Below are 23,015 nucleotides of genomic sequence, written 5' to 3'. Positions count from 1 at the left end.
TCGCGAGACTATCGGCCACGGCTCTGCCGCGGCGGGTGTGGCCCGGAAGACGCGCCGCCTCCGGCGGGGGGCCGGGCGGATCCGGCGCCGGACCGGGCCGGTCCCGGGCCGCCGCGGCTCGCGTCCGGGCCGGTGAGCGCCGAGCCGAGCTGCTCGTCCCCGGCCGGGGACTCCTCGTCGCCCGGCGACTCGGGGCGGCCGGGCGCCGTGGCGCGGCCGGCCCGGGGAAGCCCGTCCGCCGGGCTCACGGCCCCGGCCGGCACGGGAAGTTCCCGGACGCCCGCCGTCCGGCGCGCGCTCAGCCGGTACGTGTCCCGGCCGGCCGCCTTCGCCGCGTACAGGGCGTCGTCGGCCGCCTCCAGCACCTCCTGACCGGTGCCGGCGTGGTCGGGGTAGACGGCGATGCCGATGGACACGGTCACCCGGACGGGCACGGGCGAGCCGGCGTGCACCTCGACCGGGATGGACGTGTCCCGGATCGCCGCGCCGAGCCGTTCGGCGACGATCGCCGCGCCCCGGGCGTCGGTCTCGGGCAGCAGCAGGACGAACTCCTCGCCGCCCTGCCGGAAGGCCAGGTCGACCTCGCGGATCTCGCCGCGTACCCGGCGGGCGAACTCGGCCAGCACGGTGTCCCCGGCCGCGTGCCCGTAGGTGTCGTTGACGTCCTTGAACCGGTCCAGGTCGAGGGCGAGCACGCTGAGCATCCGGCCGAAGCGGCTGGCCCGCTCGACCTCCCGGCGGATCGACTCGCGCAGGTACCGGTAGTTCCACAGCCCGGTCAGGGGGTCGGTGAGCGACAGCCGCTGCGCCTCCTCGTGCACCCGGACGTTCTGCACGGCCACCGCCGCGTGGCCCGCGAACGTGCGCAGCGTGACCAGGTCGTCGTCGTCGAACTCGTCCGCGCCGAGGCGGTCGTAGAGGGCGAGCACCCCGATGGCCGCGACCGCGTCCGCTCCGCTCCCCGACCGACCGACGGGCCCGCCCGTGGCGCCGCCGGGCAGTTCGAGGGTCGGGGCGTCGTCGGTCGTCGTCCGGGCGGCCGGCACTCCGGCGGGGCCGGGCCCGCCCGGATCCGTGGGCCCGTCGGCCGGTCCGGCCGTGCCGGGAAGGGCGGACGCCGCGGGCCCGGGGGCGGCGAACGGCACGGCGATGTACGTCCGGCAGCGCGGCTCCCCCGGGGGTACGTCGTCCGGCTCCACCCGGCCCCGCTGCGGCACACCGGTGGCGGCGACCGCGCCGAGCACCCCGCTGCCGAGGGGCACCCGCAACGTCGCCGGGTCGTCCCCGTCCGGGCAGCGCCCGTCCAGGCCCTCACTGCACTGGGCGACGAGCATCGCGCCCGGCTCGACGAGGAGCACGGCACCGGCCCGCGCCCCGGTGGCCGCGATCGCGCTGTTGAGGATCACCCGCAGGATGCGTTGGAGGTCGTGCGTGCTCGCCAGGGTGTCGCCGAGCACGGCGAGGTGACCGCGCAGCTGGTCGCGGCTGCTGGTCAGCGCCGCCACGTACGCGCCCGTCTCCCGGGTCATGCGGTTGAACGCGCCGGCCAGGCGGCCCAGCTCGTCGCGGGTGCGGACCGGCACGCGGGCCGTCAGGTCGCCGTGCGCGACCCGGTCCACGGCGGCGGCCAGCTCGACCAGCGGCCGGGTCGTCACCCGGGCCAGCCGCCAGGCGGCCAGCACGGCGAGCAGCGCCGCCAGCATCACCGCGCCGACCAGTACGGTGTCCAGCCCCGGAGGCCGGTCGCTGGGCACGGAGAGCACCAGCGGCAGCGGCTGCTCGGGCGACGGACCGATGCGGCGCACGTACCGGCCGTCGGCCGTCTCGCTGACCTGCTCGTCGTCGAGCCGGCCGGCGGCGGCCAGCACGGCGTCGCGTACGCCGCTGGCCTCGGTCGTGTGGGTGACCCGCGCGGGCCCGGTGCCGTCGTCGAGCAGCGTGACCGCCACGCCGGTGGCCGCGGCGAGCCGCGCCACGAGGGCCGGGTCGACGGGATGCGCGGCGGCGACCGTGCCGAGCGCCGCGCCGGCGCGGTCACGCCGGTCGACCCGGACGGCGAGCGCGTGGACCGGGCCGGTCGTCGCGGCCCCGGCGCACTCCTGCCAGGGTGTGGGCGGTGCGTCCGGGGTGCGGTAGGTGACGTGCCCCGCGACGTCGCTCACCACCACCGCCGTGGCGAGGCCCCGGCTCACCACCTGGCCGGCGGCCCCGGCCGGGTCGCCGCCGGCCAGGGCCACGGCGTCGGCGGCGGCGCGAAGCTGCTGGCAGAGGGCGTCGAGGGAGGTACGCACAGTGGCGGCCGCCACGGCGAGGCGCTCGGTGGAGCGGCTGCGGTCGACCGAGCCGAGGGTCGAGGCGACGAAGAGGGCGCCGAGCAGGACGGGGCCGAGGACCACCGCGAGGAAGGCCGCCGTCAACCGCCCGCGTAGCGTCACTCGGTTCCCCCCGGAAGTTGCGCCTCCGATGTTGCGATGCTGACACAGAGCAACGGAGTGGGTGGCGTTGCGTGAGGAGTGTTGCGTGCCGGATTTTTCTGATGGAGCGGAAGTGACCGATGTGGCTAAACGGGACATGCGCGTCGCGCTGCTCGCGCGTCGCCGGGAGCTGACCCCGGAGGCCCGCGCGCAGGCCGCCGCCCGCGTCCAGGCCGAGCTGGTCGCGCTGGTACGCCGCCTGCGGCCGACGCTCGTGACGGCGTACGTCCCGGTGGGCTCGGAGCCGGGCGGACCGGAGCTGCCGGAGGTACTGCGCGCGGCGCTGCCGCCCGGGGGCGAGTTGCTGCTGCCGGTGCTCCGCCCCGATCTCGACCTGGACTGGGCCGCCTACGCGGGGCACGACGCGCTGGCGCCGGCCGGGCGCGGCATGCGCGAGCCCACCGGCCCCGGGCTCGGGGTGGACGCGATCGCCGACGCCACGCTGGTGGTGGTGCCCGCCCTCGCCGTCGACCGGCGCGGACTGCGACTGGGCCGCGGCGGCGGCTCGTACGACCGGGCGCTGGCCCGCGTGCCGTCCGCCGCCCTCACCGTGGTGCCGCTGCACGACGGCGAACTGGTCCCGGCCGTGCCGGCCGAGCCCCACGACCGGCCGGTACGCGCCGTGGTCACGCCCGGCGGCGGCCTGCGTACGCTTGACGCCGCCCCGCCGCCCGCGTGAGGCGCGGGTGGGCTCGCCTCCCGTGTCGCGCGTGGCCGGCACCGCCTGGTGTCGCGCCCCACACGTCCGCTGGACGAACCCGGGGCGGATGACGCAACATTGGCACTCGAAGACGTCGAGTGCCAACCGGCCGAGACCACATCCGGAGGAGAACGTGCCCACGTACCAGTACGCCTGCACCGCGTGCGGTCACCAGCTCGAGGCTGTGCAGTCCTTCTCTGACGCGCCGCTGACCGAGTGCCCGGAGTGCGCCGGCCGGCTGCGCAAGCTCTTCAACTCGGTCGGCATCGTGTTCAAGGGGTCGGGCTTCTACCGCACCGACTCGCGCTCCTCCGGCTCCGACACGTCGTCGAACGGCAGCAGCAGCAAGCCGGCGAAGTCCGACTCGTCGTCGAGCACGTCCGGCACGTCCAGCTCGTCCGCGTCGAACGGCACGTCCTCGTCGAACGGCTCCTCCGCCAAGGCTCCGGCCGCCAGCGGCACCGCGTCCTGACCTCGGGCGGCACGACCTGGAACCACGGGCCGGCCACGACGGGGTGACATGTCGTCCCGCCGTCGACCGGCCCCGCCCTAGCAGATCCGGACCCGCCGCGCGGGTTGTCCACAGGCCCTCTCGTTGTCCACAGGCGGCGCCCCGCGGGACCCGTCGTCGGGTCGGCCGCGCCTAGCCTGCTGCCGAACGGGCGCCACGCGGGGCGCCCGACCGGGGCGGGAGGGCGCGGATGGCGGGCAGGTCGGGCTCACTGCGCCCCGTACGCCGCCCGCGCCTGCCGCGCCGGAGTGCGCTGCTCCGCACCGCCGTGGTGGCCGCGCTGCTCGCTCTGGCCACCCTCGTGCTCCGCACACCGCCCGGCTGCCCGACCGCCGGCCCGGGCTCGCCGCAACCAGGCTCGTTCGCGCCGAGCTCCCCCGGGTCCGGCTCAGCCGGCCCGGCCTCGGTCCCTCCGGGCCCACCTGGTGCGGGATCACCCGGCCCGGCGTCGCCCGGCTCGGGGTCGCCTGGCCCCGGCCCGCTTCCCTGGGGTGAGCCGTCCCGGGGATCCGCGGACGGCGGCGAACCGGTGACCAGCCCCGATGCCGACGCCGGGCAGGAAGACGCGCCGGGAGCGGAGCGGGACGTCGTGCCCCCGCTTCCCGCCGGCACCGTGGGCGTACCGGTCCGCCTCGCCGAACCGGCCGCGCTCGCCGTGCTCCGCCCGGGCCTGCGGGTCGACCTGCTCGTCGCCCCGGCGGGCGGTCGGCCCGGCGAGACGAGCCTGCTGGCGGGGCGGGCGCTCGTGCTCGACGTCGTCGGTGCCGGCGCGACGGACGGCTCGGGCGCGGTCTACCTCGCTCTGCGCCCCGATCAGGCGCAGCGGGTCGTGGGCCAGCCGGACGGCAGCCGGTTCGCCGTCGTCGTACGCGAATGAGCCCGCCGAGCCGGAACACCCGGCGTGGTGACGGTGCCGTCGAGCGGTGGCGGCCCCAGGTCGGGGCCGACCGCGGCGAGTGCTGCGAATGCCGCGCGCCGGCTGGCTGGTACCGATCTGGCGGTGCTCGCGGACCGGGCTGGCTGGCTGGCTGGCCGGGCCAGGATGCCGTGCGGAGCGCGGTGGGTCAGTCCCAGTGCGGAGGGCGTTCGGCCAGCAGCCAGTCGTCGTTGCGGCCGACGGCCTCGCCCCAGCCGCGGTCGGTGTCGTCGCTGGTCTGCTCGGGCAGCACCACGAATTCGTCGCTCAGGTCGACGGTGCGGTCGTCGTCGCCGCGGAAACCCGGGTCCTCGGTGCTCACGAGCCGCAAGGGTAACGCAGCCGCGCCCGCGTCGGTCCCCGCGCACGGCCGCGCCGGTCCGCCCGTACGGCCGCGCCGGTTCCGCGCGCACGGCCGCGCCGGTTTCCCGGTACGGCCGCGCCCGACCCTCGCGACACCGCGCCCAGGCCAGCCACATCGCGGTTCCGGCCGGGGTGCCATTGGTAGCGTCGGACGGCGTGACGACCCCCACCGGCGGCAGCTCCCCGGACGACTACTGGCGGCGACCTCCGGACGGCGGCGACGGGCTCCCGGACCGGTCGGCGTCGCCTCCGGCCACCCCGGGCACGCCGCCCGGCGGGTACGCAGGGCCGCCGCCGAACGTGCCGCCGCCCACGGGCTGGCGTCCACCCGTACACGTGCAACCGGGCCCGCCACGGCACCTGCCCCCGCAGGACATGGCCGCGTTGGACGCGGCGGAACAACGCGCGGGACGGCTCACCTACTCGGTCGGCGCCGTGGCCGGAGTGGTGCTGGTGATCGTGGTGTGCCTGCTCTGCTCCCGGATCCTCTTCTGAGGAGAGCGCGGGAACGCGCCGCGAGCCGGCGTCAGGGAGCGCCGTGAACCGGCGTCAGAGGGTGCCGCCCCAGACGGTCTCGGCGCCGGAGTGCCCGGTCAGGTAGACGTAGATCAGGGCCGCGACCGAGAGCCCGACGACCGCGATCGACAGCACGGGCGTGACCAGCCCCGGCAGCTTCGGCACCCGCCGGTGGCCGCTGGTCGCCACCAGCAGCAGGATGGCCACGATGCCGAGCGGCAGCACGATGCGGAACAGGATGTCGCCGTAGCGGGAGTGCTCGAAGATCTGGTCGAGGATCGGCCCCTGGAAACCGCGCGCGACGAGCGCGTCGTTCAGCGCCTCACCCGACTGGACCGCGACGAACGCCGAGACCGGGGCGAGCACGGCGAGGATCGCCACGGCCCAGTCCAGCCGGCGACGCCACCGCGGCACGGCCACGTAGGCCACCGCGAGCAGCGCGAGCAGCGGCACGAACACCACGACCGCGTGGACCGTCAGGACGTGGACCGGCAGGCCCAGGATCTGCTCGAACATCGGCTCCTCCGGAAGGATCACGGTCGCGGGCTGCCAGCCTACGTGCACAGCCGCCGCAGCCACGGCTCTCGATCCGCTACACGCAGCCGCCCCGAAACCGGTTCACCAGGGCCCCGGACGAGCCGCCGACCCCCGGTTCCGGGGATCCATCGGCGAGTCCGTTGGCCGCGTGGCCGGGGACCACCCGCGAGGCCGCCGGTCGCGCTCCGGACACCACCGGCGAGGCCGTCGGCCCTGTGTCCGGGGCCACCGTCACCGCGGCCCGGTTGTCGACCCGGATCGCGCGTGCTGTCATTGGCGCATGTCCAGTCCGGAGGAGTTGCTGCGGTCGAGGGGCCTGCGGGTCACCCGACCGCGTCTCGCCGTCCTGGACGTGCTGTCCGCCGGCGGCCACCTCGAGGTCGACGAGATCACCCGTCGGGTGCGGGAACGCCTCGACTCCGTCTCGACGCAGGCCGTGTACGACGTCCTCGGCGCCCTCTCCCGGGCCGGCCTGTCGCGCCGCATCGAGCCGGCCGGCAGCCCCGCCCGGTACGAGGCGCGGGTGGGCGACAACCACCACCACGTCGTCTGCCGGGGCTGCGGCGAGATCGCCGACATCGACTGCGCGGTGGGCGAGGCCCCCTGCCTGGACCCGAGCACCGCACACGGCTTCGAGGTCGACGAGGCGGAAGTGACCTTCTGGGGTCTCTGCCCCGCCTGCCAGGCCCGCCGTCGCGTCGACGAGTGACCCCGCGCCACCGCGCGCGTGGCACGCTTGGTCGGTGGACTCGGACGACCTCGGCCTCTTCGGTCCCGGTTCGGTCACCTGGAAGGTGCACGCCGAGCCGGTCCTGATCGTCGGCGGCCTCCGCTCCCTGTACCTCCAGGCGCTGCACCCGCGGGCGATGGCCGGCGTCGCGCAGAACAGCGACTACCGCACCGACGCCTGGGGCCGGCTGGTCCGCACCGCCACCTACGTCGCCACCACCGTCTACGGGACGACGGCCGAGGCCGAGGAGGCCGGCCGGCGGGTCCGCCGCCTGCACGCGCGGATGAGCGCCGTCGACCCCCGCACCGGCGAGCGGTTCCGGGTGGACGACCCGGACCTGCTGCGGTGGGTGCACGTGGCCGAGGTGGAGTCGTTCCTCGACACCGCCCGCCGGGCCGGCCTGCCCCTGACGCCCGCCGAGGTGGACGGCTACTACACCGAACAGCGCCGCTCGGCCGCGCTCGTCGGCCTCGACCCGGCCACCGTTCCCGGCACGGCCGCCGAGGTGGCCGACTACTACGCGAGCGTCCGGCCGGAGCTGCGGATGACCCGGGAGGCCGCCGAGACCGCCCTCTTCCTCACCGCGCCGCCGCTGCCGTGGAAGCTGAGCCTGCCGGTCCGGCTCGGGTTGACGCTCGGGCCGCCCCGCTGGGCGTACTTCGGCGTCGCCGCCACCGCGCTGGGGCTCCTGCCCGCCTGGGCCCGCCGCATGTACGGGGGCCTCGGGCTGCCGACCACCGCCCTGTCGGCGGACCTGACCGTACGCGGGCTCCGGCTCGCCCTCGCGGCGCTGCCGCAGCGGTGGCGGGCGGGACCGATCCAGCAGGCCGCGATGGAACGGGCGGCCCGCCGGGACGGCACCCGCACCCCGGGCTGACCGCGGTCAGCTCTCGACCGCCGCCCACGGCTCCTTCCCCGGGGTCTGCGCCCCGACCGGGCAGGTCCGCCGGTAGTCGCACCAGCCGCACCGGGGGCTCGGCGTGGTGGGGAACGCCTCGTCGGGGTCGGCGCCGGCGGCCACCGCCCGCTCGGCGGCCATGATGTCGCGGGCCGTCTCCTCCGCGCGGCTGACCTGCCGCGCCAGCGACTCGGAGGTGTGCTCGTGCGCGGCGACCGTGCCCGTGGGCAGGTGGTGCAGCTCCACCCGGCGGCACGGCCGGCGGAACGTCCGCTCCGCCGCGTACGCGTAGAGCGCCAGCGCCTGCGAGCCGCGCGCGTCGTCGGCGTCGAGGCCCGTGCGACCCGTCTTGTAGTCGACGATGACCAGCTCGGGGCCGTCGGGGCCCGGACGGGAGTCGATGCGGTCGGCCCGGCCGTTGAACGCGAGCACCGCCGTCTTGACCGCCACCACCCGCTCGACGCCGAGCGGGTCGGCCTCCGGCTCCAGCGTCTCCACGTACGCCTCCAGCCAGCCCAGCGCCCGGCGGTAGGCGGCCCGCTCCTGCTCCTCGTCGCGGTAGCCCTCGCGCACCCAGGTGCCGCGCAGCAGCACGGCCAGCGCCTCCGGCCGGCGCCGCTCGTGCGGCAGGTCGTACCAGTTGCGCAGCGCGGTGTGCACGCTGGCGCCGAGCGAGTTGTGGGCCCACGGCGGCCCCTTCGGTGGGGCCGGGCGGTCGACGTAGGAGTAGCGGTAGCGGCGGGGGCAGTCGGCGTAGGTGCCGAGCTTGCTCGGGGTGCAGACGAACAGGCGTTCGGGCATGCCCTCGAAGCCGAGCTGCTCGGCCTGCCCCTCGCGAGGTCGAGGGGCGCGGCCACCGGCGGATGAGGGTCGCCCGGCTGGGGAGGGTCGTCGCACGGGTGGAATCCTGCCATCCACGTACGACAGCCGGGCCGGCGCGCTCAGGTGACGGCGATGTAGTGCTGGACGAACGCCGCCACCGCGTCCGCGATGAGCTGCACCGCGATGGCCGCCAGCAGCAGGCCCGCGATCCGCGTGAGCACCTCGATTCCGCCCGGCCGCAGGACCCGGACGATCACACCCGAGAACCGGAGCACGATCCAGACGGCGATCATCACGGCGACGATGCCCGCGGCGATGGCGGCGTAGTCGCTCGCGCCCTCGGCCCGTTGCACGAAGAGCATGGTCGCCACGATCGCGCCGGGGCCGGCCAGCAGCGGCGTACCGAGCGGCACCAGCGCGACGTTCGTGGTGGACTGGCCGCTCGGCTCGTCACCCTTGCCGGTGAGCAGTTCGAGCGCCACGAGCACCAGGAGGAGACCGCCGGCCGCCTGGAGCGCCGGCAGGTCGACGTGCAGGTAGTCGAGGAGGGTCTGTCCGGCCACCGCGAAGACCACGATCACGCCGAACGCCAGCGCCACGGCCTGCGAGGCGGCCCGGTTGCGGTCCCGTGCCGGCAGCGGCCCGGTCAGCGCGAGGAAGATCGGCATCATGCCCGGCGGATCGGTGATCACCAGCAGGGTCACGAAGACCTCACCGAGAAGCTTCACATCCACCCGATCAAGGTAGCGGCGGCGCCGGAGGGCGATCCGCGGATCAGCCCGACGCGATCCCCGTCACTCCGCTCGCCTCGGCGACGATCCGCTCGTACGCCTCGGGGTGGGTGGTGAACGCGCCGAGCCGGACGGTCTTGTGCGTGCCGTGGAAGTCGGACGAGCCGGTGACCAGCAGACCGAGGTCGGCGGCGAGGGCGCGGACGTGCTGCCGCTCCTCCGGCGAGTGGTCCTCGTGGTCGGCCTCCAGGCCGGCGAGGCCGGCCGCGGCCAGCTCGACGATCAGTTCGTCGGGCACGACCCGGCCCCGTCGGGTGGCGCGAGGGTGCGCGAAGACCGGGACGCCGCCCGCGGCGCGGACGAGCCGGACCGCGTGGAATACGTCGATGTCCTCCTTCGGCAGCCGGTAGCGCTCGCCGAGCCAGTCCGGCCCGAACGCCTCGCTGGTGCTGGCCACGAGGCCGGCGCGGATCAGGGCCTGTGCGATGTGCGGCCGGCCCACGGTGCCGCCGCCCGCGGCCGTGAGGATCTCCGACCAGCTGATGTCGACGCCGTCGGCCCGCAGCAGATCCACGATCCGCTCCCCGCGCGCCTCCCGGGCCGCCCGCACCCGGGCGAGTTCGGCGACGAGTTCGGGATGGGCCGGGTCGAAGAGGTACGCCAGGAGGTGAAGCGGCACCGGCGGGTCCGCGCCGAACCAGCGACAGGAGAGTTCGGCGCCACGCACCAGGCGCAGCCCCGGCGGCAGCGCGGCCACCGCGGGGGCCCAGCCCGCGGCGGTGTCGTGGTCCGTGATCGCCACGACGTCGAGACCCGCGTCGGCGGCCGCCCGAACCAGCTCGGCCGGGCTGAGGGTGCCGTCACTCGCGGTGGAGTGGGCGTGCAGGTCGATCCGCGGCCCGGTGCGGGAGGTCATGGTCCGACGCTAACCCGGACGGAGTCCGGAGCCGTCACCCACCACGAGGGGACGGCCCCACGGGTCCGCCGACCCTGCCCGACGCGGGGCCGTTGGGGATCAGGAGCGGGCCACCCTGCCGGCGACCCCGCCCCGCACGGACCGCTCCGGTCAGGAGCGGACCACCACCACGGGACGGTTCGACCCGTCGGTTCCGGGCACCGGCTCCGGCGTGGCCCGCTCCCCGGCCACCACCCGCTCGACCCGGAGCCGCACGAGCTGGCCCGATCCGTCGACGTACGCCGCCTCGTCGGCCGAACTCCACGCCACGGCCCCGGTCAGGGGCGGCCCGGCGGGGTGGACCGGCACGGTGGCGCCGAACCGGGACAGGTCGACCAGCAGCGCGGCGTCGCTGCCGTCCGCCCGCCCGTTCACCACCAGCCACCGCCCGTCCGGCGAGATGGCACCGAGCCCGTCACCGCTGACCGCCGCGCCGCAGGCGCTGTCGGTGGGGGCGAACCCGTTGCTCGGGTCGAGAAGGGCGAGACAGCCGGCACGACCACTGCCGGTCACCTGACCGACGAGCCGGCCGTCGGGCAGGGCGCCGTAGACGGCCAGGGTCCTCCGGTCCGGGCCGGCCGAGACCGGTCCGGCGGCCGGATGCCACAGGACGTGGCCGGGCCGGTCCCGGTCGAGGCGGACCAGCACGGCGTTGCCGACGAAGCCCACCGGCGCCGCGGTGGCGGGTGCGGGGGTGCGTACCGGCGCGATGAGCTCGCGGCTCACGAGGCCGGCGGCGACGATCTCCTCGTTGTCGCGCCAGGCGACCTGCCGGCCGTCCGCCGCCACCGTGATCACGTCCGCGCCGGCCAGCAGCACCTGCGCGGCTCCGTCGGGGCTGACCGCCCAGAGCGTCCGGCCGGCGGCGGTGGGCACGCCCGTGACCAGCCAGCCGTCGTCCTCCGGGAGCCGCTGGACCCGCTCCGCCGGGCCCAGCGCGGCCAGCGTCACCCGCCGGCCGTTCGAGGCGATGATCGTGTTCCCGACGAGCAGGTCGGTGCCCGCGACCGACGGGCCGACGGCCGGCCCGGTGCCCGAGGGCAGCGGCTCCGGGCGGGCCAGGTTCGACGGGTCGCCGAGGACGACGGTGGGCCGTTGCTGCGTACGCGACCCGTCGCCGAGCTGCGCCACGCCCGTGCTGACCCCCACGGTCGCGACGGCGGCCAGGGCCAGCCCGGCCAGGGTGCGCTGACGCTGGATCCGCCGGGCGCGGCGGATCGCCACGCCGGCCGGGTCGGCGGTGAGCGGCCGGGGCACGGCGGCACGCTGGGCGAACGTCTCCCGCACCGCCCGTTCCAGCTCGTCCTGCGTCACGTCGAATGGACGCGCCGGGGCGCCGTTCCGGTTGTCATGTCCTGCCATGGTCATCGCTGGTCTCCGGCGACGGCCGGTGCGGGGGTGCCGGGGAGCACGGTGGCGGGCACGGCGTCCCGGTCCGGTGGCGCGGAGGGCGGACTCTCGGCCGGCTCGGGCGCACGGGCCGCGGCGGGCCGCAGGGCTTCCGTGCGGGCGCGCTCCCGGCGGATCCCGGCGGCGGGGCGGGCGCCCGCGCGGGTGCCGGGACGGCTCGTCGGCGCCTCGGTCCCGGCGGCCGTCACGGTCGGCTCCCGCGACGCGGGCACCGTCGTCCCGGCGGCCCGCGGCACGGCGGCACGCAGTGCCCGGTCCGTCCCCGCCGGCGTAGCGGTCCCCTCGTGGGGCAGGTCGAGCGCGGCGCCCATGCGGCGGCGCAGCGTGGTGAGGGCCCGCGCCGTCTGGCTCTTCACCGTTCCCGTCGAGATGCCGAGCAGCGCGGCGGTCTGCGCCTCCGACATGTCCTCGTAGAAGCGCAGGACCAGGACCGCACGCTGCCGGGTGGGCAGGGCGCTCAGGTGCCGCCACAGCAGGTCCCGGTCGAGCTGGCGTTCGAGTTCGTCGGCGCCCGCCCGCTCCGGGAGCACCTCCGTGGGCCGCTCACCGTGCCAGCGCCGCCGCCACCAACTGGTCGCCGTGTTCACGAGGACCCGCCGGGCGTACGGCTCGACCGCCTCGATGCCGCCGAGCCGCCGCCAGGCGAGGTACGTCTTGGTCAACGTGGTCTGGAGCAGGTCCTCGGCGGTGGCCCAGTCACCGGCGAGGAGGTACGCGGTGCGCAGCAGGGCCGCGGAGCGGCCCGCGACGAACTCGCGGAACTCCTCCTCCAGCGGATCCCTGTTCGCCACCCCACACCTCCACAACCTCGGCCGTCCAGGCTGCCATGGCGGAGGTGGCCGGGTCGAGGCCGGAAGGTACGCAGTTCATCCTATGTTCGGGCGAAAGTGTCAGGCCCCGTCGTCGGCCTTGGCCTCGTCCGCCTCCTTGCCCAACCGGGCCTCGACCGCCTGCGGCTCGTACATCTCCTCGACCACACGCAGGTAGAGCTCGTTGGGGTTGGGCAGATTCTTGATCTCGCGCAGCGCCTGCTCCTGGCCGGCGGACTCCAGCACGAACGTGCCGTAGTTCAGGGCGCGACCAGTCGGCGTCTGCTCGTACTTCATGTCGGTGACCCGGACGAGCGGCATCATGGCCACCCGGCGGGTGATGATCCCGTTGACGACCATCACCCGTTTGTTGGTCAGGATGAACCTGTCGTACCACCAGTCGGCGACCCGCCAGGCCACCCAGCCCATGACGGCGAACCAGAGCAGCACCGCGACCGTGGTGAGGGCGCCCACGTCCTGCCCGGCGAGGAACCCGGAGAGGTAGCCGAGCACGAACGTGGCCGCGATCCCGACGATGATCGGGGTCGCGAGGTGGATCCAGTGGCGCTTCCACTCGCCCCGGTAACGCTCCGTGGGGAACAGGTAGCGGGCGACCAGGGAGCTGGGCTCGTCCTCGAGTGGCAGGACCCGGCGGGGTGTGTTGCCGGCCGCGTCGGCGCGCAGCCCGGCCAACTCCTCCTCCGAGATGGGCGGGTAGCCGGCCTCGGGGTCGCGGATCCAGGCACGACCGGAGCGGCCCTCCCCGGCGTAGCCGGGACCGTCGCCGTAACCGGCGTCGTCCGAAAAGGACGGACCGTCGGAGAGCCCGGGGCCGGAGCCGTAGCCGGGCCCCTCGTCCGGGGGAACCCGGGGAATCGGCTCCGTGTCGCGTTCCCGACGCTCCCGATCCGGGTCGTCGGGGTCGAAGGGCGGACCGGAGGGGCTACCCATCGGCGATCAGGCCACCAGGCTGGTGAAGAAGTCGCCGAAGCCCTCGGCGATGTCCATGATCCCGCCGCCCAGGGACTTGAACACGTCCGCGGCGGAGTTCGGCCGGTAGGCGACGAAGAAGATCAAGAATGCGATACCGGCCCAGGTGAGGACCTTCTTGACCATGGCGGGCATCCTCTCGCGCGGCGCCGGGTCCCATTACCGCAGCGGCACCCAGAGTATCAGTGCGGTGTCGTACAGTGAATATCTGCGTCCGTTCTCCGTCATTCCGGGCGGGCTTGTCAAGCCCTCCCGTGCAGGTACGGAGACGGTGCGCCGTACACGAGTTCGGGGGGAGTCCACTCGGTCAGGTCGTGCAGCACCACGTCCTCCGCGAGCAGATGCCCCGCGCTCGCCGGCCAGGCTATCGCATGCAGCCACATTCCCCGAGCCTCGCCCGCGTACGCGCTTCGATCCGCCCGGGAGTGCACCAGCCACAGTGGAGTTGGGTGGCCGCCCGCCCGGATCCGGGCCTGTCCGACGTGCCCCGGGTGGCCGGGCCCGGGATCGGTCAACGCCTCCGCGAGCTGCGGCCCCGGGTCCGGCCCGCTCAGCCCGGCGAACCGCGTCCCCAGCCCGACGCCCGGCTCCTCGGCGACGAAGACCAGGTCGGCCGGGCCGCCGCCGAGCGGGGCGGGACCGGCGCAGGCGACCGCCGTGGCGCGCACGCCGGTGCGGTCGTCCCCCGCGTACGCCACCCCCGTCATGGTCCAGCCCGGCGGCAGCGGCCACGGGCACCACAGCGGCGCGGCCCCGCGCCCGGACGGACCGGCGGCGCCCACGATCCGGTCGACCACACTGGCCACGATCTCCGGTCCGATGTGCTCCGGCACGTGCAGGGGCGCCACCGGGCCGCACCGGGCGCACCGTGACTCGGAGTGCATGAGGTCGGGTGGCCGGACCGGCCCACCGCATCGGGGACAGCTCACCGCGACACTCACCTCTCCACCGTCACCCCGCGGTGCGGGGGCGTCAAGCGGAAGCGGCCAGATCCGCCGAAGCGGCGAGGCACGGCGACACGCGGTGGGGTCACCCGACCGTGGGCGTGGCGGACGCGTGTTCCCCGCGACCACGGCTGGTCGACCCGGTCGGTGACCGCGACCAGCGGGCGTGCCGCCGACCCGGGGCCGGCCGGGAGCGGGCGCGGTCAGTCCGGAGGCGGGCCGGCGTGCGTCCGTATCCAGGTGTGCATGGCGATGCCGCTGGCCACGCCGGCGTTGATCGAACGGGTGGAGCCGTATTGGGCGATGGAGTAGACATGCGCGCAGGCCACCCGCGCCGGCTCGGAGAGACCCGGCCCCTCCTGCCCGAACAGGAGCACGCACCGCCGCGGGAGCGTGGCGGTCTCCAGCGGACGCGAGCCGGGCAGGTTGTCGATGCCCACGACCGGCAGGTCCCGGTCGGCCGCCCACGCCACGAACTCCTCGATCGTCTCGTGGTGCCGGACGTGCTGGTAGCGGTCGGTCACCATCGCGCCGCGCCGGTTCCACCGCCGCCGCCCGACGATGTGCACCTCGGCGGCGAGGAAGGCGTTGGCGTTGCGGACCACCGTGCCGATGTTGAAGTCGTGCTGCCAGTTCTCGATCGCCACGTGGAAGTCGTGCCGGCGGCGGTCCAGGTCGTCGACGATCGCCTCGCGGCGCCAGTAGCGGTAGCGGTCGACCACGTTGCGGCGGTCCCCGGCGGCGAGCAGCTCGGGATCGTATCGGGGGTCGGCGGGCGGCTCGCCCGGCCAGGGGCCGACGCCGACGTCGAGCTGGTCACCGGTCACGGTCACCAGAGCGTACGGCCCACCCGGCGCCGTCCGGACCCCGGGCCGGGTCAGCGCAGGCCCAGCGCGTCGCCGATCCGGTCGAGGAAGCGGCGGTCGGCCGGCGACAGGGGCTCGCCCGTCGGCCGAAACACGCCAGCAGGCACCGCCCGGCACACCCGGGCCGCGACGGACTGCACCCACTGGCGGTACGCCGCCGAGTCGGCGGGGTCGGCCCGGCGGTCGAGCAACCGGACCACCGCCCGGCAGGCGGCGAGCAGGTCGACCAGGTCGGTGCCGTCCGCGGCGGGCACCGGCTGCCCGTCGTGCCGGGCGTAGATCGCGGTGACCACCGCACGGACCAGGTCGCTGTCGAAGGAGCGACCCGCGGCCACCGCCTCCAGACCGGCGAGCCCTTCGGCGACGCCGCGACGGGGCCGCCCGGGACCGGGCGCGGTGGCGGCCACGATGACCCGCCCGGGCAGGCCGGTGAGCAGATCCCACTCGGCGGCGGAGTAGACGGCGGTGGTCAGCGGTGTGGCGCGGCGTCCGGCAGAGGGCGGCTCTCCGGCGACGGAGTGGCTCATGGGGACCTCCGGCGTCAGCATATGCCCCGGATCACGAGAAGGGCCCCTTCCCCACCAGAACGTCGGGAAGGGGCCGTCGAGAACGTCGGGGAGGGCCGTCGAGTCGCCGCGGCCGGGGGACGGTCAGCGCGGCTCGGGGAAGCTGGGCCGCTCCGGGTCCACGCCCTCGGGCACGCCACTGGTCGCGTACTCCCGCTTGGGGACCATCACCTTGCGCCGGAAGACGCAGACCAGCGTGCCGTCCTGGTTGTAGCCGCGGGTCTCCACCGATACGACGCCACGGTCGGGTTTCGAGGCGGACTCCCGCTTGTCCAGCACCGTCGTCTCGCCGTAGATCGTGTCGCCGTGGAAGGTGGGTGCGACGTGCCGGAGGGACTCGACCTCCAGGTTGGCGATCGCCTTGCCGCTGACGTCGGGGACGGACATGCCCAGCAGCAGCGAGTAGATGTAGTTGCCGACCACGACGTTCCGCTTGAACTGGGTGGCCGACTCCGCGTAGTGGGCGTCCATGTGCAGCGGGTGGTGGTTCATGGTGAGCAGGCAGAACAGGTGGTCGTCGTACTCGGTGACGGTCTTGCCCGGCCAGTGCCGGTAGACCGCCCCGACCTCGAACTCCTCGTAGTAACGGCCGAACTGCATCCTGGTCCCCTTCGACGGGCGGCGATGGAGTTCGGCACAGCATGCCTTATCGATTGCTAAGGCGAAGGGCAGGGCGGGGGTCCGGCGGAAATGTCACACCGGCCACACCCGGCCGTAGACGCAATGAGCGGCGGGGCCCTCCCCGGCACCCGCCGCCCACGCTCTGATGCGGAAGATTCTGCCGTACGCGCGTCCGGCTGGAACAGAGAGCCAGGTCACATTTATTCTTTCGTAACACTACTATCCGTAGTCGAAGGTAGGCGCACAGGCGATCTCTGCACGCGCAGTCACCCCTTGTCAATCCCCAAATTGCCAATCCGTGACGATCGATCACGTGGATCTCTTTGGAAACGCTCCCATCACGTCCCGTCACGCAACTGCGACATGCACTTGCGCTCCGCACACCCACACCGCACAGACACGGGTCGATGACCGGCGGTCGCCGTCATACTCCGACTGAGGCGTTTGGGCGACGCCGCGACGGGAATGCGTTGCGGTCAAGCCTGGTTCTAGGGGTCGTAGGTAATCCGCGCTGATCGGAGAGAGCAATGGCAACGGTCGAGCTGACCACGGCGAACTTTGACGAGGTGACCGGCAAGGACGGCATCGTCCTGGTCGACTTCTGGGCCGACTGGTGTGGCCCGTGCAAGCGGTTCGCCCCGATCTACGAGCGCTCGTCCGAGAAGCACCCGGACATCGTCTTCGGCAAGGTCGACACCGAGGCGCAGCAGGAGCTGGGCGCCAAGTTCGACATCCGGTCCATCCCGACCATCATGGCGATCCGGGACGGCGTGATCGTCTTCGCGCAGCCCGGCGCCCTCCCGGAGTCCGCGCTGGAGAACCTGATCGAGCAGGTCGAGGCGCTGGACATGGAGGACGTCCGCAGGCAGCTCGCCGAGCACAAGCACTGACCGACGACAGACACGCACGGTGGACGGCCGGGCCCCTCGGGGCCCGGCCGTCGGCGTACCGGACGGGGGACGTCGGCCGTCGGAGGGAACCGGGCCCGGCGTTCCATCCCGTATGGTCACGATCCGATGGAGACCTTGACCAGCCGGGGACGGGCGGCCCGGGTCGGCGCGACGGCGCTCGGCCTCGCCGTCCTGATCGCCGGCACCCTCTGGGGCAGTGACGACGACTTCCCGTTCGGCCCGTTCCGGATGTACGCGACCTCGAACCCGCCAAACGCGCCCGCGCCGGACACCCGCGTCGAGGGGGTGGACCGCACCGGCGCCGTGGTGAGCCTCGGTGAGGAGGCCACCGGCATCCGCCGGGCCGAGATCGAGGGCCAGCAGAGCCGGTACGTGGCCGACCCCGACCGCCTCGCCGAGGTGGCCGAGGCGTACGCCGAGCGGCACCCGGACGCCCCCGGCATCGTCGAGGTCCGCATCGTCATCCGCTGGTTCGGCATCGAGGACGGGCGCCCGACCGGCCGGTACACCGACGAGACCGTGGTCAGCTGGCGGGCAGCCGCGTGATCCGCTGGTTGACCGAGCCGGTGCCCCGCGGGCGGGTGGCGGCCTTCCGCACCCTGATCTACCTCTTCGTCGCGGCCGACCTGGTGGTCTTCACCCCGTGGGTGCGCACCCGGGTCAGCGTGCCGGGCGAGCTCTACCAACCGCTGCTCGTCGGCCGGCTGCTGCCCCTGCCGACACCGACCCCGGCGCTCGTCGGGGTGATCTTCTGGGCGCTGCTGGCGCTCGCGCTGCTGGCCGCCACCGGACGGGCGCCCCGGCTGCTCGGCTGGTCGGTCTTCGCGCTCTACCTCGAGTGGATGATCATCGCGATGAGCTACGGCAAGGTCGACCACGACCGGTTCGGCCTGCTCGTCGCGCTCGCGGTGCTGCCGACCGCCGGGCGGGCCCGGCACGGCGACGACACCCGGACCGAGGCGGGCGGCTGGGCCCTGCGGGTCACCCAGATCGCCGTGGTCTGCACGTACTTCCTGGCGGCGTGGGCGAAGTTCCGCTTCGGCGGCCTGGACTGGCTGACCGGCTCGGTGCTCGCCCGGGCGATCATCCGGCGCGGCACCGAACTGGCGGACCTCATCGCGCAGGTGCCCTACCTGCTGATCGTCGCGCAGTTCGGGATCATCGCGTTCGAGCTGGCGAGCCCGCTGGTCTTCCTGCTGCCCGAACGCTGGCGGCTCGCCACGGTCGGCTTCTTCTACTCGTTCCACGTGGTGACGTTCGCGACCATCACCATCTCGTTCGCCCCGCACCTGGCGGCGATGACGAGCTTCCTGCCGCTGGAGCGGGTCCGTCCGATCCACTGGCTGCGCCGGCTCCGGCGGGGCGGATCACCGGCCGCCCTCGGCCAGCTCGGCGAGCATCCCCTCACAGCTGCGGACGACGACCTGCGCCCCGCGCCGCTGGGCCAGCCGGAGGAGCGGGTCCTCGGCCCGGTCCCGCCAGCGCCACTGGGCGTCGGCGGCGACCTCCCAGAGCCGCTGCGCGCTGGCGTCGTGCTCGACGCCGAGCCGGGCGGCCAGGCCGACCCCGTCGCCGCCGACCAGCCGCCGCGCCTCCGCGGCGACGTCGGCGTCGAACCCGAGCCGGGTGTCGCGTAGCGCGGCGAGCAGCCGCAGCTCGCGGAACTCGTGCGCGCCGGCGAGGATCCGCTCGACGGCGCCGAGCAGCTCGGCGGCACCGGGGCTGGGGTCGGCCCGCAGCAGCGCCTCCACGGCGGCCAGCGCGGAGCGGGACTTGAGGGTCTCCCGCCGGTCGACGAAGAACCGGTTCACCGACTCGCGCAGCTCGGTCAGGCCGCTGCGGCGGATCAGCTCGGCCGACAGCGCCGCCCGGGTGTCGCAGCCGGTGCGCACCAGCGTGGTCGCCAGGCGTACGCCGAACAGCCCGAGGCGGTCCAGCAGCCCGGCGCGTACCTGCGTGTCGACGGGCAGCTCGCCGCGCAGGAACCGGTCGGCCGAGAGCAGGTGGACCTCCAGCTCCGGTCGGGGCACCGCGGCCAGCCGGGCGAGCGCCGCGTGGTCCGCCTCGCTGAGCACCCGTCCGGCCAGCCCGATGAGCCCGCTGCACGCCACCGCCGTGACGCAGGTGGCGGTGACCCGCGGGTCGCGGGACTGGCGGCGGGCGAGCTGCCGGGCGGTGAGCAGCGCGTCGATCTTTCCGCCCCCGGTCTCGTCGGTCCGGGAGAGCACCATGATCGCGTTCACCGGGGCGGCCTGACCGACCAGGCTCTCCCGGCCCGACTCCAGCGCCCGCAGGTCGCTGCCACGGCCGTCCCGGGTCAGGTAGAGCACCGCGTCCGCGTCCCGGAACACCCGCTCCATCACCGGCGACCGGCCCTGCTCGCCCGGTCCGGCGACCGCCGGCGTGTCGACGAGCGTCACCTGGCGCAGCGCCCGGGTCGGCCAGCGCACCACGATGTCGCGCAGCTCGCCGGTCCGCCAGCCGACGAGGTCCACCCGTAACCCGGTGGCGGACTTCGCCATCGCCAGCTCCTGCGGCGGATGACCCGCCGAGTACGCGGTCGCCCGCGGTTGCGGGCCGTCCTCGTACCAGGTGAAGACGCCGCTGCCGTCGGCGCCGGCGACCGGCGCGACCTCCTCGCCGAGCAGCGCGTTGAGCAGCGTCGACTTACCGGCGCGCCACGGGCCGGCGACGGCCACGCGCAGCGGCTGCTCCAGCCGGGCCAGCTGGTGCCGGAGGTGCCCGGTGGCCCGGGGGTCGTCCCGGTACAGCTCCAGCGCCCGGTGCAGCAGCCCCCACACGGCCTCGTCGAGGCGCAGGCCGACGGTCATGCGCGCGGCTCCAGCGGCACGGCCGCGGGGCGGCCCGCGGTGAGTTGCTGGGCCTGCTCGTAGAGGGCCGCGAGCCGGGTCATCTTCAGCTTGATCTCGCGCTGGCGCTGGTCGCGGGCGGCCGCGTCGCTGTCCGCCGCCTGCTTGGCCGTCCGCAGCGACTGGATGATCCCCTCCTGCAACTCGTCGGTGAGCGCGGCGAAGTGGTCCCGCAGCATCCGCTGGACCTGCCGGGCGGCGTCGCGGCAGTCCTTCACGACGCGGACGAAGAAGTCGTCGACGTGGCGCTGCACCGCCGTCTTCACCGTGGCCTGCCGGCGGCGCAGCAACTGCCGGCTCTCGTCGCGGATGCTCTTGCCGCCGAAGAGCGCGCCCGCGCCGATCGACACCGGGTTGATCATCGGCATGCCGGCCAGCGTCAGCGCCAGGCCGAACATCAGCAGGCCGCCGTAGGAGCCCTTCATACCGGTGATCACCTTCTGGCTGGCGGTGAACCGGTCGATGGTCGGCCGTTCCATCTCCGGCAGCCGGTCCGCCAGGTCCTCCGGCACGGTCAGCGACCAGGGCGGCAGCACGTCGTACCCGTACCGGGCGAAGTTGGCGGCCACCCGGCGGGCCACGAAGTCGCACCGCTGCACCAGCCACTCGTGGTTGGCCTCGGCCGCCTCGGTGAGGCTGCGCGCCAGCCACTCCTGGAAGGCGTCCCAGGCCACCAGCGGATCGGCCGAGTCGAACGCCTCGTCGACCTCGCGCAGGATCTGCCGCGTCCGGTCACGGAGGTCGTACTCCAGGTCGGACAGCAGGTCGGCCATCTCGTCGTTGAGCGTGTTCTGCCACCGGACGGAACAGCGGCGCAGCTCCTCGACCTCCCGCTGCGCCGCGTGCAGCCGGGCCATCGGCCCGGACTGCTCCTCGACCCGCTGGCTCTCCAGCTCCGCGCGCAGCGGCGCCGCGAGCTGCTCGACCACCGTGCGGGCGGTCAACCCGACGGCCGCGCGGGCCAGCACGTCGGACTTGCCGGCCAGGTCCCGCTGGAGCCGGGCGATCAACGCGGGGAAGCCCGACTCGGCGTTGAGGGTCCGGTCGTCGGTGGCGGCGGCGCGCAGCCGGAGTGCCGCCGAGACCGGGATCAGCGCCGCCGGCACGCCGGCCTCGGCCAGGTGGCGACGGTTGCGCTCGGCCACCGCGCGCCAGTCCGACACCAGGTCGATCTTGGTCTGCACGACGGCCACGTTCGGGTGCGAGCGGGTGACGTGCAGCAGCACGTTCAGCTCGGCCACCGAGAGTTCCCGGGTCGAGTCGGTGACGAGCAGCACCGCGTCCGCCCGGGCCAGCGCGGCCACGGAGGCGGCCGCGCCGGGCGCGCCCACCTCGTCGCTGCCGGGAGTGTCCACCAGCACCAGTCCGGCGCCGAGCAGCGCGCGGGGAAGTCCGATCTCGACGTACGCCGGTCCGCCGCCCGGACGGCGGCCGAGCGTGCCGGCCACGCCGTCCGCGATCCGGTCCACCGGCACCGGCGTGCGCTCGACCGCCCCGGGAAGCGCGGCGCCGGCGGAGCGGCCCGGAGTGGCCGGCGGAGCCTGGACCACCGCCACCGAGGGGACGTCGGCGTGCTGCACCACGGTCGGCAGGACGGTGGTGCGACCGTCGCCCACCGGGCAGACCGGGGCGTTGACGATCGCGTTGACGAGCTGGCTCTTGCCCTGGTTGGGTTCCCCCACCACGAGCACGCGCAGGGTCGGGTCGAGCAGCTGGGCGCGTTTGCGCCGGACCGCCTGGAGCAGGTCGCCGCGCCCGTGGTCGCGGCACGTGCGGGCGATCTCGTCGAGCACGTCCAGCCAGATCCCCGCCATCACCGCACCAAGTGTGCTGATATCGGCTCAATTATCAAGAGGGTGCGGAAAAGGAGAGAGCCGGACCGCCCATCGGCGGTCCGGCCTCCCTGCTCCGACCGGGTGTCGGTCAGAGCAGACCGTCGGTGATGCCCAGCAGTCCGCCGCCGTGGGACGAGGGGGCGTCCCCGTGGACCCCGGCGTCGCCGGTCACCCCGTCGGTCACGTCACCGGTCACGCTGCCCACCGTGCCGGTGACTCCGGAGAGAAGTCCGTCTACCTGGTGCGTCACGCCACCCACCGTCCCCGGGACGTCCAGCGGCGGGACGACTCCGGTGCCGCCGTCGTGCAGGCCGAGGCCGCCCAGGGTGTCGTCGACGCCGAGCGAGTCGACGAGGCCGTCCACCTGGCCCGTGGTGCCGGAGAGCGTCCCGCCGAGCAGGCCGTCCGGGGTGCCGAGCAGGCCGTTGTCGGTCGCGTCGAGCACCGTGGTGGGGCTGCCCACCGTCCCGGCCACGTCCCCGACCGCCGGGTCGGCGACGGAGTCCACGGCCCCCACCACGTCGGCGTCCAGCGTGTGCGCGACGTCGTGCACCCCGGTCAGGTCGGTGCCGAGGCCGCCCGGCCCGACGCCCACCCCGATGCCCGGGAGCACGGTCGCCCCGACCGCGACGGCCGTGGGGTCCACGGCGATGGCGCCGAGCACGCCGGCCTTGACGTCCACACCGGAGTACGAGCTGCTGACCGAGAGCTGCTGCGCCACGCTCTGCAGCTGGCCGACCACGTCGGTCACGTCGGTCACGAGCGGCTCGGCCCCGACCTCGGAGACCACCGGGGCGACCGGCGCGAGCCCCTGCACGGGTGCGTAGTCGACCACCAGCGGCACCACGTCCTGCACGTCCGCGGCGGTGATGTCGGTGAGGCCCGCGGCCCGCAGGGCTCCCTCCGGGTCGAGGTCGAACGCCGACCGCGCGTCGGGGTCCGTGAGCAGGTTGAGCACGAAGTCGTGCAGGGTCTGGTCCATGTGCCGGTTCTCCTCGGATCGGTCGTCGTCGACGGCGACGTTATGGGCCCCGGCCGCC

At 74.8% G+C, this 23,015-nt stretch carries 25 protein-coding genes and 1 pseudogene; 9 read left to right on the top strand and 17 right to left on the bottom strand.

What is annotated here, in order from left to right:
• Positions 1 to 8 precede the first annotated feature (8 nt).
• Complete coding sequence (locus tag D7I43_RS06740; protein WP_192902090.1) at positions 9 to 2,435, bottom strand: diguanylate cyclase; 2,427 nt, start codon at positions 2,433 to 2,435, stop codon at positions 9 to 11.
• Between the two features lie 85 nt (positions 2,436 to 2,520).
• Between D7I43_RS06740 and D7I43_RS06735 the strand changes: the two genes are divergently transcribed.
• On the top strand, positions 2,521 to 3,153 hold the full coding sequence (locus D7I43_RS06735) for a 5-formyltetrahydrofolate cyclo-ligase (protein ID WP_120327523.1): 633 nt from the start codon (positions 2,521 to 2,523) through the stop codon (positions 3,151 to 3,153).
• An 88-nt stretch (positions 3,154 to 3,241) separates the two neighbouring features.
• Positions 3,242 to 3,400 (top strand): annotated as a pseudogene (locus D7I43_RS33505) (FmdB family zinc ribbon protein); the annotation flags it as partial.
• A 62-nt stretch (positions 3,401 to 3,462) separates the two neighbouring features.
• On the opposite strand, the gene D7I43_RS33500 reads toward D7I43_RS33505, so the two are convergent.
• Positions 3,463 to 3,636 (bottom strand): hypothetical protein, encoded by a 174-nt coding sequence (locus D7I43_RS33500; RefSeq protein ID WP_240032854.1) that lies wholly within the window; start codon positions 3,634 to 3,636, stop codon positions 3,463 to 3,465.
• Positions 3,637 to 4,214: 578 nt separating this feature from the next.
• Here D7I43_RS33500 and D7I43_RS06725 point away from each other — a divergent pair.
• Positions 4,215 to 4,562 (top strand): hypothetical protein, encoded by a 348-nt coding sequence (locus D7I43_RS06725; RefSeq protein ID WP_240032829.1) that lies wholly within the window; start codon positions 4,215 to 4,217, stop codon positions 4,560 to 4,562.
• Positions 4,563 to 4,749: 187 nt separating this feature from the next.
• On the opposite strand, the gene D7I43_RS33010 is transcribed toward D7I43_RS06725, so the two are convergent.
• The gene (locus D7I43_RS33010) at positions 4,750 to 4,923 is read right to left on the bottom strand and encodes a hypothetical protein (RefSeq protein WP_192902089.1); all 174 of its coding nucleotides are present in this window, start codon (positions 4,921 to 4,923) and stop codon (positions 4,750 to 4,752) included.
• A gap of 197 nt (positions 4,924 to 5,120) precedes the next feature.
• On the opposite strand from D7I43_RS33010, the gene D7I43_RS06720 reads away from it, so the two are divergent.
• Complete coding sequence (locus D7I43_RS06720) at positions 5,121 to 5,459, top strand: hypothetical protein (RefSeq protein WP_120327521.1); 339 nt, start codon at positions 5,121 to 5,123, stop codon at positions 5,457 to 5,459.
• Positions 5,460 to 5,513: 54 nt separating this feature from the next.
• On the opposite strand, the gene D7I43_RS06715 is transcribed toward D7I43_RS06720, so the two are convergent.
• Positions 5,514 to 5,996, bottom strand: coding sequence for a DUF2231 domain-containing protein (locus D7I43_RS06715; protein WP_120327758.1), 483 nt, complete (start codon positions 5,994 to 5,996; stop codon positions 5,514 to 5,516).
• Between the two features lie 301 nt (positions 5,997 to 6,297).
• Between D7I43_RS06715 and D7I43_RS06705 the strand changes: the two genes are divergently transcribed.
• Positions 6,298 to 6,726 carry a Fur family transcriptional regulator gene (locus D7I43_RS06705; protein WP_120327519.1) on the top strand — a complete coding sequence of 143 codons (429 nt, stop codon included), beginning with the start codon at positions 6,298 to 6,300 and terminating at the stop codon, positions 6,724 to 6,726.
• A 34-nt stretch (positions 6,727 to 6,760) separates the two neighbouring features.
• Entirely contained in the window at positions 6,761 to 7,624 is an 864-nt protein-coding gene (locus D7I43_RS06700; protein ID WP_120327518.1) for an oxygenase MpaB family protein, read from the top strand.
• Between the two features lie 6 nt (positions 7,625 to 7,630).
• On the opposite strand, the gene D7I43_RS06695 is transcribed toward D7I43_RS06700, so the two are convergent.
• The 11 genes from D7I43_RS06695 to D7I43_RS06650 all read right to left on the bottom strand — a co-directional run bounded on the left by D7I43_RS06695 (position 7,631) and on the right by D7I43_RS06650 (position 16,338).
• Entirely contained in the window at positions 7,631 to 8,446 is an 816-nt protein-coding gene (locus tag D7I43_RS06695) for a RecB family exonuclease (protein ID WP_420870185.1), read from the bottom strand.
• Positions 8,447 to 8,586: 140 nt separating this feature from the next.
• A complete protein-coding gene (locus D7I43_RS06690; RefSeq protein ID WP_120327516.1) occupies positions 8,587 to 9,201 on the bottom strand; it encodes a MarC family protein in 615 nt (204 codons plus the stop codon).
• A 40-nt stretch (positions 9,202 to 9,241) separates the two neighbouring features.
• Entirely contained in the window at positions 9,242 to 10,114 is an 873-nt protein-coding gene (locus D7I43_RS06685) for a PHP domain-containing protein (protein ID WP_120327515.1), read from the bottom strand.
• Positions 10,115 to 10,264: 150 nt separating this feature from the next.
• Positions 10,265 to 11,521 carry a hypothetical protein gene (locus D7I43_RS06680; protein WP_240032828.1) on the bottom strand — a complete coding sequence of 419 codons (1,257 nt, stop codon included), beginning with the start codon at positions 11,519 to 11,521 and terminating at the stop codon, positions 10,265 to 10,267.
• Positions 11,518 to 12,354, bottom strand: a complete 837-nt coding sequence (locus D7I43_RS06675; RefSeq protein WP_120327514.1) for a SigE family RNA polymerase sigma factor — start codon at positions 12,352 to 12,354, stop codon at positions 11,518 to 11,520. Before D7I43_RS06675 ends, D7I43_RS06680 begins: the two co-directional genes overlap by 4 nt.
• A 99-nt stretch (positions 12,355 to 12,453) precedes the next feature.
• Entirely contained in the window at positions 12,454 to 13,323 is an 870-nt protein-coding gene (locus D7I43_RS06670) for a PH domain-containing protein (protein WP_120327513.1), read from the bottom strand.
• Positions 13,324 to 13,329: 6 nt separating this feature from the next.
• A complete protein-coding gene (locus D7I43_RS33005; protein ID WP_192902088.1) occupies positions 13,330 to 13,488 on the bottom strand; it encodes a hypothetical protein in 159 nt (52 codons plus the stop codon).
• Between the two features lie 116 nt (positions 13,489 to 13,604).
• Positions 13,605 to 14,291 carry a DUF6758 family protein gene (locus D7I43_RS06665; protein ID WP_338041992.1) on the bottom strand — a complete coding sequence of 229 codons (687 nt, stop codon included), beginning with the start codon at positions 14,289 to 14,291 and terminating at the stop codon, positions 13,605 to 13,607.
• A gap of 218 nt (positions 14,292 to 14,509) precedes the next feature.
• Entirely contained in the window at positions 14,510 to 15,133 is a 624-nt protein-coding gene (locus tag D7I43_RS06660) for a TrmH family RNA methyltransferase (RefSeq protein WP_120327756.1), read from the bottom strand.
• 50 nt (positions 15,134 to 15,183) lie between these two features.
• Positions 15,184 to 15,720, bottom strand: a complete 537-nt coding sequence (locus D7I43_RS06655; protein ID WP_192902087.1) for a hypothetical protein — start codon at positions 15,718 to 15,720, stop codon at positions 15,184 to 15,186.
• Between the two features lie 102 nt (positions 15,721 to 15,822).
• Positions 15,823 to 16,338, bottom strand: coding sequence for a MaoC family dehydratase (locus D7I43_RS06650; RefSeq protein WP_120327511.1), 516 nt, complete (start codon positions 16,336 to 16,338; stop codon positions 15,823 to 15,825).
• Positions 16,339 to 16,886: 548 nt separating this feature from the next.
• Here D7I43_RS06650 and trxA point away from each other — a divergent pair.
• From trxA to D7I43_RS06635, 3 genes are all read left to right on the top strand, one after another.
• Positions 16,887 to 17,249 (top strand): thioredoxin, encoded by a 363-nt coding sequence (gene trxA, locus D7I43_RS06645; protein ID WP_120327510.1) that lies wholly within the window; start codon positions 16,887 to 16,889, stop codon positions 17,247 to 17,249.
• 126 nt (positions 17,250 to 17,375) lie between these two features.
• Entirely contained in the window at positions 17,376 to 17,816 is a 441-nt protein-coding gene (locus tag D7I43_RS06640) for a hypothetical protein (RefSeq protein ID WP_120327509.1), read from the top strand.
• Entirely contained in the window at positions 17,813 to 18,907 is a 1,095-nt protein-coding gene (locus D7I43_RS06635; protein ID WP_240032827.1) for an HTTM domain-containing protein, read from the top strand. The genes D7I43_RS06640 and D7I43_RS06635 overlap by 4 nt, the downstream gene beginning before the upstream one ends.
• Positions 18,908 to 20,097: 1,190 nt before the next feature.
• Here the strand turns inward: D7I43_RS06635 and D7I43_RS06625 are convergent.
• On the bottom strand, positions 20,098 to 21,954 hold the full coding sequence (locus D7I43_RS06625; RefSeq protein WP_120327507.1) for a dynamin family protein: 1,857 nt from the start codon (positions 21,952 to 21,954) through the stop codon (positions 20,098 to 20,100).
• Between the two features lie 109 nt (positions 21,955 to 22,063).
• On the bottom strand, positions 22,064 to 22,957 hold the full coding sequence (locus D7I43_RS06620; RefSeq protein ID WP_120327506.1) for an IniB N-terminal domain-containing protein: 894 nt from the start codon (positions 22,955 to 22,957) through the stop codon (positions 22,064 to 22,066).
• Positions 22,958 to 23,015: the final 58 nt, after the last annotated feature.

Origin of the sequence: Micromonospora globbae, assembly GCF_003610785.1 — a bacterium.
GTDB classification, from domain to species: domain Bacteria; phylum Actinomycetota; class Actinomycetes; order Mycobacteriales; family Micromonosporaceae; genus Micromonospora; species Micromonospora globbae.
Note: the sequence above shows the minus strand (reverse complement) of the source record. Positions and strands in the feature narration are given on the sequence as shown.